14 protein-coding genes are annotated in these 14009 nt (G+C 63.2%); 7 read left to right on the forward strand and 7 right to left on the reverse strand.

From position 1 onward, the window contains the following. The 4 genes from EN861_RS06385 to EN861_RS06400 all read right to left on the reverse strand — a co-directional run. The coding region (locus tag EN861_RS06385) for an E3 binding domain-containing protein (protein ID WP_135863019.1) at window positions 1-862 on the reverse strand (862 nt) is incomplete at its 3' end. Between the two features lie 3 nt (window positions 863-865). Next, window positions 866-1864: an alpha-ketoacid dehydrogenase subunit beta gene (locus EN861_RS06390; protein ID WP_127279552.1), complete on the reverse strand. Its 999-nt coding sequence runs from the start codon at window positions 1862-1864 to the stop codon at window positions 866-868. Further along, the gene (locus tag EN861_RS06395; RefSeq protein WP_127279553.1) at window positions 1864-2892 is read right to left on the reverse strand and encodes a thiamine pyrophosphate-dependent dehydrogenase E1 component subunit alpha; all 1029 of its coding nucleotides are present in this window, start codon (window positions 2890-2892) and stop codon (window positions 1864-1866) included. The genes EN861_RS06390 and EN861_RS06395 overlap by 1 nt, the downstream gene beginning before the upstream one ends. A gap of 2 nt (window positions 2893-2894) precedes the next feature. Continuing rightward, window positions 2895-4223: an NAD(P)H-dependent oxidoreductase gene (locus EN861_RS06400; protein ID WP_135863021.1), complete on the reverse strand. Its 1329-nt coding sequence runs from the start codon at window positions 4221-4223 to the stop codon at window positions 2895-2897. 294 nt (window positions 4224-4517) lie between these two features. Between EN861_RS06400 and EN861_RS06405 the strand changes: the two genes are divergently transcribed. The 4 genes from EN861_RS06405 (at window position 4518) to EN861_RS06415 (ending at window position 7343) form a co-directional block, all read left to right on the forward strand. Then, the gene (locus EN861_RS06405) at window positions 4518-5405 is read left to right on the forward strand and encodes an acyl carrier protein (RefSeq protein ID WP_245512004.1); all 888 of its coding nucleotides are present in this window, start codon (window positions 4518-4520) and stop codon (window positions 5403-5405) included. After that, window positions 5402-5572: a hypothetical protein gene (locus EN861_RS36075; protein WP_245512005.1), complete on the forward strand. Its 171-nt coding sequence runs from the start codon at window positions 5402-5404 to the stop codon at window positions 5570-5572. The genes EN861_RS06405 and EN861_RS36075 overlap by 4 nt, the downstream gene beginning before the upstream one ends. Continuing rightward, window positions 5496-6272 (forward strand): class I adenylate-forming enzyme family protein, encoded by a 777-nt coding sequence (locus EN861_RS06410; RefSeq protein WP_245512006.1) that lies wholly within the window; start codon window positions 5496-5498, stop codon window positions 6270-6272. Before EN861_RS36075 ends, EN861_RS06410 begins: the two co-directional genes overlap by 77 nt. Before the next feature lie 171 nt (window positions 6273-6443). Next, a complete protein-coding gene (locus tag EN861_RS06415) occupies window positions 6444-7343 on the forward strand; it encodes a hypothetical protein (RefSeq protein WP_135863024.1) in 900 nt (299 codons plus the stop codon). Here the strand turns inward: EN861_RS06415 and EN861_RS06420 are convergent. Both EN861_RS06420 and EN861_RS06425 read right to left on the reverse strand, forming a co-directional pair. Beyond that, the gene (locus EN861_RS06420) at window positions 7330-8109 is read right to left on the reverse strand and encodes a phosphodiesterase (protein WP_135863026.1); all 780 of its coding nucleotides are present in this window, start codon (window positions 8107-8109) and stop codon (window positions 7330-7332) included. The genes EN861_RS06415 and EN861_RS06420 overlap by 14 nt on opposite strands. A 66-nt stretch (window positions 8110-8175) precedes the next feature. Beyond that, complete coding sequence (locus tag EN861_RS06425) at window positions 8176-8964, reverse strand: 3-hydroxybutyrate dehydrogenase (protein ID WP_135863028.1); 789 nt, start codon at window positions 8962-8964, stop codon at window positions 8176-8178. A gap of 227 nt (window positions 8965-9191) precedes the next feature. Here EN861_RS06425 and EN861_RS06430 point away from each other — a divergent pair, with 227 nt between their 5' ends. The 3 genes from EN861_RS06430 to EN861_RS06440 all read left to right on the forward strand — a co-directional run bounded on the left by EN861_RS06430 (window position 9192) and on the right by EN861_RS06440 (window position 12168). Then, complete coding sequence (locus EN861_RS06430; RefSeq protein WP_127280247.1) at window positions 9192-9980, forward strand: acetoacetate decarboxylase; 789 nt, start codon at window positions 9192-9194, stop codon at window positions 9978-9980. Continuing rightward, the gene (locus tag EN861_RS06435) at window positions 9973-11133 is read left to right on the forward strand and encodes a patatin-like phospholipase family protein (RefSeq protein ID WP_127280248.1); all 1161 of its coding nucleotides are present in this window, start codon (window positions 9973-9975) and stop codon (window positions 11131-11133) included. Before EN861_RS06430 ends, EN861_RS06435 begins: the two co-directional genes overlap by 8 nt. A gap of 183 nt (window positions 11134-11316) precedes the next feature. Then, entirely contained in the window at window positions 11317-12168 is an 852-nt protein-coding gene (locus EN861_RS06440) for an MFS transporter (RefSeq protein WP_135863031.1), read from the forward strand. A 159-nt stretch (window positions 12169-12327) separates the two neighbouring features. Here the strand turns inward: EN861_RS06440 and EN861_RS06445 are convergent, their stop codons facing one another. After that, on the reverse strand, window positions 12328-13938 hold the full coding sequence (locus EN861_RS06445) for an inorganic phosphate transporter (protein WP_135863033.1): 1611 nt from the start codon (window positions 13936-13938) through the stop codon (window positions 12328-12330). Between the last annotated feature and the right edge of the window lie 71 nt (window positions 13939-14009).

Below are 14009 nucleotides of genomic sequence, written 5' to 3' on the forward strand. Positions count from 1 at the left end.
CCTTCAGCGCCATGGCCATCGCCTTGATCACCATGTCGTTGACCGACAGCTTGTAGGCGGGCGCCTCACCCTTGTCGGTCTTCTTCACCGGTGCCGCCGCATTGAGCTGCGTGCGCAGCGAAAGCAGTGCATCGAGCTCGCAGTCGAGCGTCAGGTAGAAATGCGGGATGCTGGTCTTGGCCTCGACCAGGCGCCGCGCGATGGTCTTGCGCATATTGTCGTGCGGGACGAGTTCATAAGAGCCTTGCTCGAACAGCTTCAGCACCTGATCGTCCGACATCGCCTTTACTGCCGGCGCAGATGCGGCAGGAGCTTCGGGAGCGACCGCCGGAGCCTCCCTGGCGCCGCCCTTGGCAATCGCCGCATCGATGTCCGCCTTGACCACACGGCCATGCGGGCCGGTGCCTGATATGGCTGAAAGGGTGAGACCCGCCTCGCGCGCCAAGCGGCGAGCCAACGGTGTCGCGCGTGCGCCCGACGGCGATTGGCCGATCTCCCCCCTTGTGGGGGAGATGCCCGGCAGGGCGAAGGGGGGCGCCTCGCTCCCGGCAGTTGAAAGGACATCGTGCTTCGTCGCGAGGGGGGAGACTGGCGCCGAGTCCTGCTTGGTCCCATAAGCCTCGCCGTCGGCATAGATCCAGGCGACCGGCGCGCCGACCGGAATATCGACGCCTTCCTTGCCGGTCACGTCGCGAAGCACGCCACTGGCAGGCGCATCGATCTCCATCGCGGCCTTGTCGGTCTCGATCTCGAACAGCACGTCGCCCTTCTTGACCTGAGCGCCTTCCTCGGCGAACCAGCGCGAAATCTGTCCGGTCGCCATGTCCATGTCGACCTTGGGAAGAATGACTTCGGTCGGCATCTCTCAGCGAACCCCTTTCACGAGGTCGCGCGCGGCGATGATGATGTCGGGAACCTGCGGCACCGTGGCCTTTTCCAGCTCCGGATTGTAGGGGATCGGCGTTTCCGCGCCGCCCAGTCGCACGATCGGCGCATCGAGATAATCGAACGCCTCGCTCTCGGCGATCATGGCGCTGACCTCGGCGCCGATGCCCAGCGTCTTGACGGCTTCGTAGACGCACATCAGCCGCGACGTCTTCTTGACGCTGTCGATGACGGTCTGCTTGTCCATCGGCCGGATGGTCCGGAGGTCGACGACTTCGACGTCGATGCCTTCGGCCTCCAGCGTGGCGGCGGCGTCAAGGGCCTTCTGCACCATGATCGAGGTGGCGACTATGGTGAGGTCGCGGCCCTCGCGGCGGATGTCGGCCTTGCCGATCGGCACGGTGTAATAGCCTTCCGGCACCGGCCCCTTCATCTTGTAGAGCAGCTTGTGCTCGAAGATCATGACCGGATCGGGATCGGCGACAGCAGCCAGAAGCATGCCCTTGGCATCATAGGGTGTCGCCGGCTGGATGACCTTCAGTCCCGGCACATGGCCGAGCCAGGCTTCCAGGCTCTGGCTGTGCTGCGCGGCGGCCCCCGTGCCGGAGCCGGCAGGGAAGCGCATGACGACAGGCACTGAAACCTCGCCGCCCAGCATGAAGCGCATCTTGGCGGCCTGGTTGACGATCTGCTCCATGGCGAGCGTGGCGAAATCCGAAAACTGGAATTCGAAGATCGGCCGCATGCCGGTGACGGCAGCGCCGACTGCGACGCCAGCACCACCCAGTTCCGAGATTGGCGTGTCCAGCACCCGGTCCGCGCCGTAACGATCGACCAGGTCGCCAGTGACCTGGAAGGCGCCGCCATAGACGCCGATATCCTCGCCCATCAGGAAGACGCGCTCGTCCATGTCCATGGCGATCGCCATAGCTTCCTGGATCGCCTGGGCGTAGCTCAGTTCACGCACCATCGCGTCCATCACGCCTGCTCCGTATACACGTAATTTCCGGTCTCGCTGACGTCGGGCGAGGGGCTCGCCTTGGCGAACTCGATGCCGTCGGCGATCTCTTGCGCCACCGCGTCGCGGATGGCTTCGATGCCCTTGTCGTCGATGAAACCGAATTCCCGCAACTCGTTCTCGAACAGCGTGATCGGGTCGCGGTTCGACATCCAGTCCTCGATCTCTTCCTTGGTGCGGTAGCGGTTGCGGTCGCTCTTGGAGTGACCGCGATGGCGGTAGGTCTTGGACTCGATCAGCGTCGGCCCCTCGCCCGCGCGTGCCCGCTCGACCGCCTTGTACGAAGCCTCGGCGACCTCGGAGAAGATGTTGCCGTTGACGATGACGCCAGGCATCGAATAGGCGGCGGCACGGTCGGCGATGTTCTTGACCGCGGTCGACCGGGCCGTCGATGTCGACATGCCGTAGCCATTGTTCTCGCAGACGAAAATGACAGGCAGCTTCCAGACCGCCGCCATATTGAGCGCCTCGTGGAAGGCGCCCTCATTGTTGGCGCCGTCGCCGAAGAAGGAGACGACCACCTTGCCGGTCTTCATCATCTTGGAGGACAGCGCGGCGCCAACCGCGATCGGAATGCCGCCGCCGACAATGCCGTTGGCGCCGAGATTGCCCTTGGCGACATCGGCGATGTGCATCGAACCGCCGCGGCCCTTGCAGTAGCCCGTGGTCTTGCCGAAGAACTCGGCGAACATGCGCTTCACTTCCGCGCCCTTGGCGATGCAATGGCCATGGCCTCGATGCGTCGAGGTGATCTGGTCATCCTCGCCAAGCGGCATGCAGATGCCCATGGCGCTGGCCTCCTGGCCGATCGATAGATGCATGGTGCCGTGGATGAGGCCGCGCGTGTAGCTTTCCTCTGCGCCCTCTTCAAAGCGGCGGATGAGGTACATCTTGTAGAGCACCTGCTTCAACTGCTCGGCGCTGTACTGGCGATAGACGAAAGGCAGGTTGGCGCGGCTGTCCGCGACGGCTTTGCTGGCTCCGGCCATGATCACGCCTCCACGGTTCCGTAGACGAGCTTGTCCTGGCGGGCGCGCAGTTCGGCGATCTTGGAGCCCGGAGCCGGGGTGGCATTGGCGTAGGTGATCAACTCACCCTTCTTGACGGGCGCCGTCACCGAACCGCCCTGCAGCAGGCCGCAGGGAATGGCCCTGACGGCATGCGCTTCCGGCGCCGTCATGATCCAGGCGCGATAGCAATATTCGCCGATCGCGTCGAGCTTCTCGCCCGGCTGCATGTCCTTCTTGGCAACCGCGGCCACTTCGGCCACCGGCTTGGCCAGCGGCACCATGTCGGCCTTGCCGTAGAGCACGACGCGGGCGCAGGTCAGAGGCACTTCGAGCGAAGTCAGGTGATAGGGGCGGTGGAAGGTGAAGTACGGGCCCTTGCCCATCTTCAGATCTTCCATGCGCTCCGAGATGCGCGGGTGGGACATGTCGGCGACGACGAAGACGCCCGGCGCGACGCCCTTGCCGATCGAATAGTCGACGACGCCGACCCTGGACAGGACGCCGCCATCCTTCTGCGGCACCAGGACCTTGTTCAACTCGCCAAGCGTCGCCGCAGGGCCATGCATGCCAGCCTTGTCCGGCACCAGTCCGGTGGCATTGGCGATCGCCGCCATCTCGACCATGGTCTTCGAGCCGTCGACGAACTCGACCAGCATGCGCACGTTCATGTGCCGGCGCCTGGCCTCTTCCTCATAGGCGGGCGGCGTGGCGTCGATGTTGAGCGGATTGTTCTTGCCCTTGCCGGCGGCGACGATCGGATGGCCCATCGCCGAGACGAATTCGATCAGCTCCATGCAGGAGGACGGCTCGTCGCCGGCGCCCAGCGAATAGGTGACGCCGAGCCGGTCGGCTTCGCTCTTCAGATAGGCGCCGATGGTGACGTCGGCCTCGACATTCATCATCACCAGATGCTTGCCATGCTCCATGGCGCGCAAACCGATCTCGGCGCCGACGGCGGGAACGCCGGTGGCATCGATGACGACGTCGATAAGATCATTGTTGATGACCAGGCTGGCGTCATTGGTGACCGCCACCTTGCCGGCTTCCATGGCAGCCGTCATCGCCGAAGCGTTCGACACTTCGCGCGCATGGCCGGTTTCCTGGAAGGCTATGTCCACCGCCTTGCTGGCGGCAGGCAGGTTCAGCTCGGAGATCGCCCCGATCTCGATGCCCGACATGTGGGCGACACGGGTGACGATGTCGGTTCCCATCTCGCCCGACCCGATCAGGCCGATGCGGATCGGCTTGCCCGATTTGCCGCGTTCCTCGAGATCGCGAGCAAGGCCCGTCAACGAAACATTGGAAGCCATACCGCTCATCCTCCCATAATGCAGGCTTGTTCAATTGCCTGACGGGTATTGAACATCTGTATTTCTGTCAAGACTAATGTCCAAAATCTGCGTGTTTTTGCAGCACTTTCACAATGCGTGCAGCACAGCAGAAAAAGCCGGTGGAGAGCCGGCAAACCGCGTAATTCCACATTGCCGTGACGAGACTGCACGCAATGGCGGCGCGCGTGCGTCCCGTCCCATGGCGCACAGGATACTTGTTAGGAGCCTGCGTAAAAGCGTTGGCAGTGAACATGCATCGGTTAGGGGCTTCCGATGAACGTGCAACAACGGGTTGGACCTGTGGCAGTGCCAGGCGATGGCCCGGCCCATGCGATTGCCGGCATCTTCGCCACGGAGTTGGGCGTACCGGCAGTCGGCTTCGACGACAATTTCTTCGATCTCGGCGGCGATTCGCTGATGGCGGAGACTTTGGTGCTTGCCGTGCAGAAGCGGTTCGGCGTCAAATTGCAGACCTCGGTCCTGCTCGAAGCCCAGACACCGCGCGAATTCGGCCGCTTGATCGCGTCGCTGGTACCGGAGCATCCGGCCCGCGAACTGATCGTGCCGGTGTCCGGCAGCGTCGGCCAGGAGCCGATCGCGATGATCCACGGCATCACCGGCTCGGCCTTGTTCGCCAATCGCTTCAGCAGGCGTCTGAAAGACAGATACGCGATCATGGCCGTGCGCGGCATGGGCACGGAACCCGGCGAGACGCCCTATTCCACCATGGCCGAAATTGGCACCAACTATTTTGAAGCCCTGACCTCGGTGACCGGCAGGCATCCCGAGATCATCGGTGGCATATGCGTGGGTGGCTTGCTGGCGATCGAGGTCGGCCGGCTGGGCCACGAGGCGACGGGCAAACGGCCGGCGATCGTGCTCATCGATCCGCCATCGCCAGGTTCGGCCTGGCTGGAACCAATGCCCGACGATCGCCTCACCGAGAGAAGGCGGCGCGATATCGCCCGCAAGGTGATCTACTGGCGCCTGTTGCGCGACACGCTGAAGACGGTCGCCTCGGACAGAGACGTCTGGGGCGGCATCTGCGCAAGAAAGCCTACAAGAGCGCGCTGCTGCAGACCGCTGCCGGCTTTGTGCCCTCGTCCTATCCCTGCGACATCCTCATTCTCGCCAGTTCGGAATGGGGCGCCACGACCGTGAAGGATTACAAGGGCTGGGCCTCCGACAAGGCCAGCGTGAAGACGGTCGTCATGCCGGGCACGCACAACAAATTCCGCAAGGCCAACATGGATGCGATCGACGCGGAGATCATCACGTTCCTCTCCGCCCGGGTCGGGGCCGTACGCAAGAACCCGCATCGCCAATGAGTTTTGGCCGGCAGATACTGGAGGCCTTCGCCGCCCATGGCGACAAGGTCGCGATGGTCAGCGACCGCTCACCTATGCCCAGGCGCTGGCGCAGAGAGGGCATCTTGCCGCCAATTTCGGCGCATCGGGCATCGGGCCGGGCGACCGCGTCGGCCTTGCCATGGTCGACAACATCGACGTGGTGCTGTCCATCCTTGCCTGCTGGAAAATCGGCGCCACCCCCGTCGTTGTCGATTTTCGAACCCCCAGGAGCCAGCGTGCCAGGCAGGCCCGCGACTTCGGCCTGAAAATGGTTTTCGAAAGCCGCGCCATGCCGGGCGACGAGGCATATCCGAACGCGCTTTTCGACGCCGGCTGGAAATCGGCCTCGGCGCCAGGATTCGACGCCAACGCCGCCGCGATGGATGACGCTAGTCCGGCCTTCCTGATCTTCTCGTCCGGCACGACGGGCGATCCAGAGGCCTACACGCAGTCGCATGAGGCGCTCGCCAGGCGCATCGCGGCGCGCCGCGGGGTGGTGGAGGGAACCGCCAAGCGATTCCTGACGCCGATGGCCCTGTCATACTCGGCAATGCGCCACCAGGTCCTGGGCTATCTGCTTTACGGCGCAATACTTGCAGCAATGAAGGGAATGGCGCGCAATGCGCGAAAGATCGCAACAAACATATCAACCCCGTGCAGAACCCGGATGGCGTTTTAGCGCTACGATGTCGCGATTGATAGCGCCCGCGACCAGATCAGGTTGAAATACAGCATGCGTGTACGGACCAGCCGGTGGTCGCGAATTCTCGCGGTTCAAGACCAGGGTTGTGGGAAGATGGGCTTCGTCTTATGAGCAGGCATCCGATTTTGGAGCAATGGCGAAGTTTGCATGAGTTGGAAGCCGGCCAAGGGCCTTGTTGATCTGCTGAACCACAACTGGCCTGTCAGAAAGGTCAAGGCTTTTCGCAACGCATTGATTGAGCGTGATTTTCGCGCGCGCGGCATTCCCGAAGGCCTGAAATTCGCCGAGGAGTTGCGGCAAACCGGCTCCCAGCGCTTCTGCTTTGTCATTGCCTTCAATACGCCCTGGGTCATCGATGCGCTCACCCGCGCCTGGCATTTGTATTCCTCGGGAATGACGCTGGTCGTCGTTGACAATTCATCCGATCGATCAGCCAGGGTGCGTATTGCGGACATCTGCAGGGAGCGAAAAGTCACTTATTTCGGTTTGCCTCGGAATCGGGAAGGCCATCCCAACCGGTCGCACGGGATTTCCATGAACTGGATCTTCCACAACGTCGTTCGGCCATTGCGGCCGGAGCTTTTCGGATTTCTGGATCACGACTGCTTTCCGATCGCCCGCGTGGACATTCCCGCAATGATGGAGGGAAAAGTCGTCTACGGCTCAAAGCGCCCAGCGCAAGCGGACCCTGAAGCCTGGTTCATGTGGGCTGGGTTCTGCTTCTTCCGCTTCAGCGCCGTGCAAGGACTGGACCTGGACTTCACACCGCGTTTTGTCAGCGGAATGGACACCGGCGGCGGAAACTGGACGCTGCTGTATCGCGGGCTTGCTGAGAACGACGTTTCGGATGCGCAGAAAACCGCAGCCGATCTCGACTTTGGTGGGATAGAGGCGGACCATCGCATGCTGGGCGGCGCTTTTTTTCACATCGGCGGCGCCTCGCACAGAAAACTGGTCATGACCCGGGAGTACCGGCGGCTGATCTCGGACCATGTGTGGGAGACCCACCTCGGCGGCGGCGAAAGCCGCCTCGTCAAGGACCCTTGACCGGCTCGGGCTGGCCGGCCCCAAAATCGTGGAAATGCACCACCACTCCATCCGCGTCGATGAAGATGACGGCATAGGCTGGCGGCTCATGGCCCAGCCGCCAGCTGTCCGAAAAATCCAGTGCGCTCTGGTGGTTGGTGCTGCGCAGCGTGCTGACTGGTATGCCGCGCCAGCTGCCGGCGATCAGCCGATGGACATGGCCGGCGAAGATGTGGCCGACATTGCCGTGGCGCCGGAGAATGTCATGCAAGGCATCGGCGTCGCCGAGCCTGACCTCGTCAAGCACCGGCATGTGGATCCGGAACGGCGGATGGTGCATGAAGAGGAAAACCGGCCGGTCGCGCGCTTCCTGCAGCTTCTCGTCGAGCCAGTCGAGACGGGCCGCGCACAGCCTGCCCTCGACATGTCCGGCGTCCAGCGTGTCGAGCAGGATCAGGCGGCCATCGCTGCCATCGAAGACGCTCTGGACGAACCCGCGCCCGGCCGGCGCTTCCGGGAACATCTCGAGAAAAAGCGCCCTGTCGTCGTGGTTGCCGAGCATCAACCGGCAAGGCGGCACGAACCCCGCCAGCGTCTGCCTCAATGCCGCATAGGCGGCGCGCTCGCCATCATTGGTCAGGTCGCCTGATACCACCACCAGATCGGCATCGGCATGGTTCCTGCCGATATCGGCCAGGCAAGCCTCCAGCCGGGCGAGCGGATCGGAGCCATGAAGACGGCCACCCGGCGCCATCAGATGCGGATCGGAGAGCTGGATGATTTTCATGGGCCCGCGCACTGCCTTCCTGCCGCCGCCTGGCGTCGGCCTGAAGCCGGTATGTTTCGACCAGCTCTACTGTGCCGTCCAGCCACCGTCCATCGGCAAGGTCGTGCCGGTGATCTGCTTGGCCGCATCCGAACACAGGAACAATGCCAGTGCCGCAAGCTCTTCCACGGTGACGAATTCCTTGGTCGGCTGTGCGGCCAGCAGCACGTCGTGCTTGACCTGCTCCTCGGTCATGCCGCGCGCCTTCATCGTGTCGGGGATCTGCTTTTCGACCAGCGGCGTCCAGACATAGCCGGGCGCGATCGCGTTCACGGTGATGCCGTTCTGGGCGACTTCCAGGGCCACCGTCTTGGTCAGGCCCGATATGCCATGCTTGGCCGAGACATAGGCCGACTTGAACGGCGAGGCGACCAGTGCGTGCGCCGAGGCCGTGTTGATGATGCGGCCCCATTTGCGGCTTTTCATGCCCGGCACCACCGCCTTGATGGCGTAGAAGGCGGCAAGCAGGTTGATGCGGATGATGGCTTCCCATTTGTCGTCGGGGAACTCCTCGATCGGCGCCACATGCTGGATACCGGCATTGTTGACCAGGATGTCGAGGCTGCCGAACGCCTCTTCCGCGTCATGGATCATGGCGGTGACCGCGGCGCCATCCATCATGTTGGCGTCGGAATAGCGGCACCTGACGCCGAAATCCTTCTCGATGCCGGCTCGCTCCTGCTCGATGGCAGCGGCGTCGCCAAGGCCATTGATGGTGACGTTGGCACCCTCGGCGGCAAAGGCGCGGGCGATCGCGAGGCCGATGCCGCTGGTCGAGCCGGTGACAAGCGCATTCTTCGAAGACAGGGAACCCATGGGGAGATCTCGCAAGAGGTGGGAGGGAGTGGTGTTGAGGCAGATAGTTTGTGCGGCGCAACAAGACAATGCCACGGCCATGTGTCGGCTCGATTACAGCCCCGCGACCGCCTTTGCCGGCTTCGTGAAAGGGCGTCTTGGCGATGACACGGCATTGTCATGCTGCCATGCAACATATTTCCCAGCGCATTCGCGCGGGGTCATTTTCGAACGTTGGGGGCACCTGGATGGAAATCGCCGATGTCGTGAAGCGCGCCTATGCGATGCCGCTCACCAATCCCTCCTTCCCGCCCGGCCCTTATCGTTTCTTCGACCGCGAATACATCATCATCACCTACCGCACGACACGCGAGGCGCTCGAGGCCGTCGTGCCGGCGCCATTGGAGATCGATGAGCCGCTGGTCAAATACGAATTCATCCGCATGCCGGACTCGACCGGCTTCGGCGACTACACCGAGACCGGTCAGGTCATTCCCGTACGCCATAAGGGCCAGCACGGCGGCTATGTCCATTCCATGTATCTCGACGACGACGCGCCGATCGCCGGCGGCCGTGAGCTGTGGGGGTTTCCGAAAAAGCTCGCCAACCCCAAGATCGTCCATGAAGGCGAGGTGATCGTCGGCACGCTGCACTATGGCAGCGTTCTGTGCGCCACCGGCACGATGGGCTACAAGCATCGGGAAGCCGACCACGATTCCGTGCTCGCTTCGCTCGCCGCCCCCAATTTCCTGATCAAGATCATCCCGCATGTCGACGGCACGCCGCGCATCTGCGAACTGGTCCGCTACTACCTCACCGACATCACGCTGAAGGAAGCCTGGACCGCGCCGGCCGCGCTCGATCTGCGGCCCCATGTCATGGCCGACGTGGCGAAGCTGCCCGTGCTCGACATCGTGTCGGCGGTTCACTTCAAGGCGGACCTCACGCTCGGCCTGGGCGAAGTCGTACATGATTACCTCGCTGACCACAGCCGATCCGCTGCCAGCGCAACCCAGCTGGAGAAAGTCAGTGCTTGAGCGTACCCGCAACAAGGCAGCAGCCGCCACCATCGAGGAAATCACGGCGCAGTATGACCGTATCGCGCTGGTCTTCCAAGGCGGCGGTGCGCTCGGCGCCTATCAGGCAGGGGTCTATCAGGCGCTGGCCGATGCCGGCTGCGAACCGAGCTGGCTATCCGGCGTCTCGATCGGCGCCATCAACGCCGCGATCATCGCCGGCAATGAACCGAGCCGCCGGTTGCAGCGGCTGGAACAGTTCTGGCAGACGATTTCTGGCCGCAAGATCTGGTCCTACACGCCCGAAGGCGACATCTACCGCGACATCCGCAACCAAACCTCGTCGTTGATGACGATGACGATGGGCCAGCCCGGTTTCTTCAAGCCGCGCAATCCCAATCCCTGGTTCCAGCTGTCGGGGGCAGAAGGCGCCACCAGCTTCTACGACACCGCCGAGTTGAAGGACACGCTGGAGAGCCTGATCGATTTCGATGTGCTGAACGACGGCAAGAAGCGGCTGAGTGTCGGCGCGGTCAATGTCAGGACCGGTAACTTCGTCTATTTCGACACCGAGAAGGTGCGGATCGCGCCGGAGCACATCATGGCCAGCGGCGCGCTGCCACCGGCCTTCCCCTCGATCCGCATCGAGGGCGAATATTACTGGGATGGCGGCATCGTCTCCAACACGCCGCTGCAATATCTGCTCGACCAGGAAGAGGACCGTTCCTCGCTGGTGTTCCAGGTCGATCTGTTCAGCGCTCGCGGCGTGCTGCCGCGCGGCATGGCCGACGTGCTGTCGCGCCACAAGGACATCATGTATTCGAGCCGCACGCGGCAGAACACCGACAATTTCGAGCGCATCCATGCGCTGAAGATGAAGCTGCTCGATGCGCTGAAGCGCGTGCCGCCGGAGCAGCTCAAGGAAGGCGAGAAGGAGCTGATCGCCGACTATTCCAACGCCGGCGTCGTCAACATCGTCCACCTGATCTATCAGCACAAGGGCTACGAGGGTCACGCCAAGGACTACGAGTTTTCAGGCACCTCGATGCGCGAGCATTGGGAGATGGGCCTCGAGGACACCGAGCGCACGCTGCGTCACAAGAAATGGCTGATGCTGCCGACCAATGCCGATGGCGTCACCATCCACGACCTGCATCGCGAAGATCCGACTTGATACTTGCACCCGCCACAAGCTGAGCAATCTCGGGAAAATGCATAGCGGTCGCTCGGCTGGAAGCCCGTAAACTGTGAAGCTCTGCTTCATAGGCCATCAACATTATCGCGGATAGCCGCTCGCGGAGAGCGGGCTTACATCTGGGCGCCAGCAGAATGCGCTGGGCTCAATGGAGTACCGCCGATGACCGCCGAAGCCGTTTCCCCTGCTGTCGTTCCATCGCGTGACGCCTGGCGCGGCCTGCTGTGGTTTGTGCCGCTCACGGCGCTGTGGCTACTCTTGATCTATCGTTGGCCGGCGATCCCGGACAGCGGCGTTCCGACCACGTTCCACCAGCTCGCGGCTCACGGGCTCGTCGCTCTGGGATTGTGGCTCGGCCTCGAACATACGAGCCTGACGCCCGGTCAACGTCGCGCGACCTGGTTGGCGATCATGATCGCGGACACGCTGTGGTTCGCCGTCGCTTGGAGCGCCGCGATCAATGGCGTCTTCCACCAGGACGCCACGGCTTTGCCGGCGTTGCCATCGGCCATCTTCCTGCCGGTGGTCATCGGCGCGCCGCTGTTGCTGTTCTCTGGGCGGATCGGGCAGGTGCTCGATGCGATGCCAGCGAGCTGGCTCGTCGCGGTTCAGCTCTACCGCGTATTCGGCAGTTGGGCTCTCGCGGCGTGGCTGCATGGTGCGCTGCCCGGCGTGTTCGCAGTGCCAGCAGGCATCGGAGACATGCTGACAGGACTGCTCGCGTTGCCGGCGGCGATCGCGGTGGCGAACGGCACAGCCGGAGGCGGGAGGGCGGCAACTCTCTGGAACGTCCTTGGCCTTGCCGATTTCGCTGTCGCGATCACCATGGGCATAATCACCTCGCCCGGCCCGTGGCAGTTGATCGTTCCGGATGTGCTGAGCATCGGCGCTGGCGATTATCCGGGTGTGCTAACCCCTGCTTTCGTGGTGCCGAGTTCAATCCTGCTGCATGTGTTGTCGCTGCGCCAGCTGCGCCGCCGTAGCCGGGCGGAAGTTGCGCGGCGGCAGGAGTGAGGCTGGAGCCGGCCAACGATTCCATCGAAAGCTGAACCGTTCGAAGCGGCGCGTTCGCTTGGGAAGGCGCACGCTCTGACTCCTCAGTGGTCTTCGCAGGATGGGCCGACAAAGAGAAACGGCGCCGCAGGTGGCGCCGTTCTTTTGAGGGTCTGGCGCTCAGAACACCTGACGGAAGACGATGAACAGCGCGAAGGCGAGCGCGATCGAGCACGGCAGGGTCAGCACCCAGGCGAGCAGCAGATTGCGCACCGTCGACCACTGCAGGCCCGAGCCGTTCGCCGCCATCGTGCCGGCGACGCCGGATGACAGAACATGGGTCGTCGACACCGGCAGACCCAGACGGTCGGCCATGCCGATGGTGACCATGGCGACGAGTTCCGCGGCAGCGCCCTGGCCGTAGGTCAGGTGGCTCTTGCCGATCTTCTCGCCGACCGTGACGACGATGCGTTTCCAGCCGACCATCGTGCCCAGGCCGAGCGCCAAGGCGACCGCGACCTTCACCCAGATCGGGATGAACTTCGTCGCGTTGTCGACGGCCTTGTGATAGTCGGTGACCGCCTTGAGATCGGCGGCCTCCATCGGCAGCAACTGCTTCTTGTCGATCAATTTCAGCGCCTCGCCGATCAGATAGATGTCGTTGCGGGCGTTGCTGACCAGATCGGTCGGCACATTATCGACCGAAGCGTAAGGCTGCAGCTCGGCCGTTGTGCTGTGGATGTAGGTCTGCAACGCAACCGTCGTCTTGTCGCTCCAGGTCCGGGTGCGCACGGCATCCTGCACCGCTGCCTTGGCATCCTTCGCATCGGCGACGGTGACACCAGGCTTCACATATTTGCCCAGCGCGGTCTCCACGCTAGCCGAAGCCGACTTGTAGGCTTCGAGATAATTGATGTCGGGCGTACGGTTCAGCGCATAGGCCGTCGGCACGACGCCGATCAGGATCAGCATGATCAGGCCCATGCCCTTCTGGCCGTCATTGGAGCCATGCGCGAAGCTGACGCCGGTGCAGGTGAAGATCAGCAGCGCCCGGATCCACCAGGGCGGCGGGGCATTGCCCTTCGGCGCCTCGTAGAGCGCCGGATTGCGGACGAGAAGCTTCATCGCATAGAGCAGGATGGCGGCGGCGAAGAAGCCGATGATCGGCGACACCAGCAAGGTCACGCCAACATTGGTCGCCTGCGACCAGTCGACGCCGCTGGTGGCGCTGCCGGCGGGTGCCATGAACTGGTTGGCGAGGCCGACGCCGATGATCGAGCCGACCATCGTGTGCGAGCTGGACGCCGGCAGGCCGAGGAACCAGGTGCCGAGGTTCCACAGGATCGCGGCCACCAGCAATGCGAACACCATGGCGAAGCCGGAGGAGGAGCCGACCTGCAGGATCAGCTCGACCGGCAGCAGCGACAGGATGCCGAAGGCAACCGCGCCGCTGGAGGTGAGAACGCCGAGAAAATTGAAGGCGCCGGACCAGATGACGGCGAATTCCGCCGGCAGCGAGCGCGTGTAGATGACGGTCGCAACCGCATTGGCGGTGTCATGGAAACCGTTGACGAATTCGAAGCCGAGCGCGATCAGCAAGGCGATGCCGAGCAGGATCCACGGCACCGTCTTGGCCGCCGCCAGGTCCTGGCTCAGCGCGTAGCCAACATAGACCACGCCGACCAGCACCAGCACCCCGAAGGCCGGCAGGAACCACTTCGCGCCGCCAGAACTATCCAGCGGATGATCTGGTCTCGGAATGCCCGCCTCACTAGAAACTATGTCCACCATGTCCCACTCCTATTGCATTGCAGCAAAGAACTGGAAAAGACGCTATGTCCGGACGATGAACCCTGTGTGAC

The organism is Mesorhizobium sp. M8A.F.Ca.ET.218.01.1.1, from assembly GCF_004791165.1.
Taxonomy (GTDB): domain Bacteria; phylum Pseudomonadota; class Alphaproteobacteria; order Rhizobiales; family Rhizobiaceae; genus Mesorhizobium.

What these genes read in the sequence shown, in the direction of transcription:
- EN861_RS06425 (WP_135863028.1), bottom strand. Translation starts at nt 8,964, where the DNA reads ATGGGTTCCCTGTCTTCGAAGAATGCGCTTGTCACCGGCTCGACCAGC.
- EN861_RS06390 (WP_127279552.1), bottom strand. Translation starts at nt 1,864, where the DNA reads ATGGACGCGATGGTGCGTGAACTGAGCTACGCCCAGGCGATCCAGGAA.
- EN861_RS06395 (WP_127279553.1), bottom strand. Translation starts at nt 2,892, where the DNA reads ATGGCCGGAGCCAGCAAAGCCGTCGCGGACAGCCGCGCCAACCTGCCT.
- EN861_RS06420 (WP_135863026.1), bottom strand. Translation starts at nt 8,109, where the DNA reads ATGAAAATCATCCAGCTCTCCGATCCGCATCTGATGGCGCCGGGTGGC.
- EN861_RS06410 (WP_245512006.1), top strand. Translation starts at nt 5,496, where the DNA reads ATGCGATCGACGCGGAGATCATCACGTTCCTCTCCGCCCGGGTCGGGG.
- EN861_RS06440 (WP_135863031.1), top strand. Translation starts at nt 11,317, where the DNA reads ATGACCGCCGAAGCCGTTTCCCCTGCTGTCGTTCCATCGCGTGACGCC.
- EN861_RS06405 (WP_245512004.1), top strand. Translation starts at nt 4,518, where the DNA reads ATGAACGTGCAACAACGGGTTGGACCTGTGGCAGTGCCAGGCGATGGC.
- EN861_RS06445 (WP_135863033.1), bottom strand. Translation starts at nt 13,938, where the DNA reads ATGGTGGACATAGTTTCTAGTGAGGCGGGCATTCCGAGACCAGATCAT.
- EN861_RS06430 (WP_127280247.1), top strand. Translation starts at nt 9,192, where the DNA reads ATGGAAATCGCCGATGTCGTGAAGCGCGCCTATGCGATGCCGCTCACC.
- EN861_RS06415 (WP_135863024.1), top strand. Translation starts at nt 6,444, where the DNA reads ATGAGTTGGAAGCCGGCCAAGGGCCTTGTTGATCTGCTGAACCACAAC.
- EN861_RS06400 (WP_135863021.1), bottom strand. Translation starts at nt 4,223, where the DNA reads ATGGCTTCCAATGTTTCGTTGACGGGCCTTGCTCGCGATCTCGAGGAA.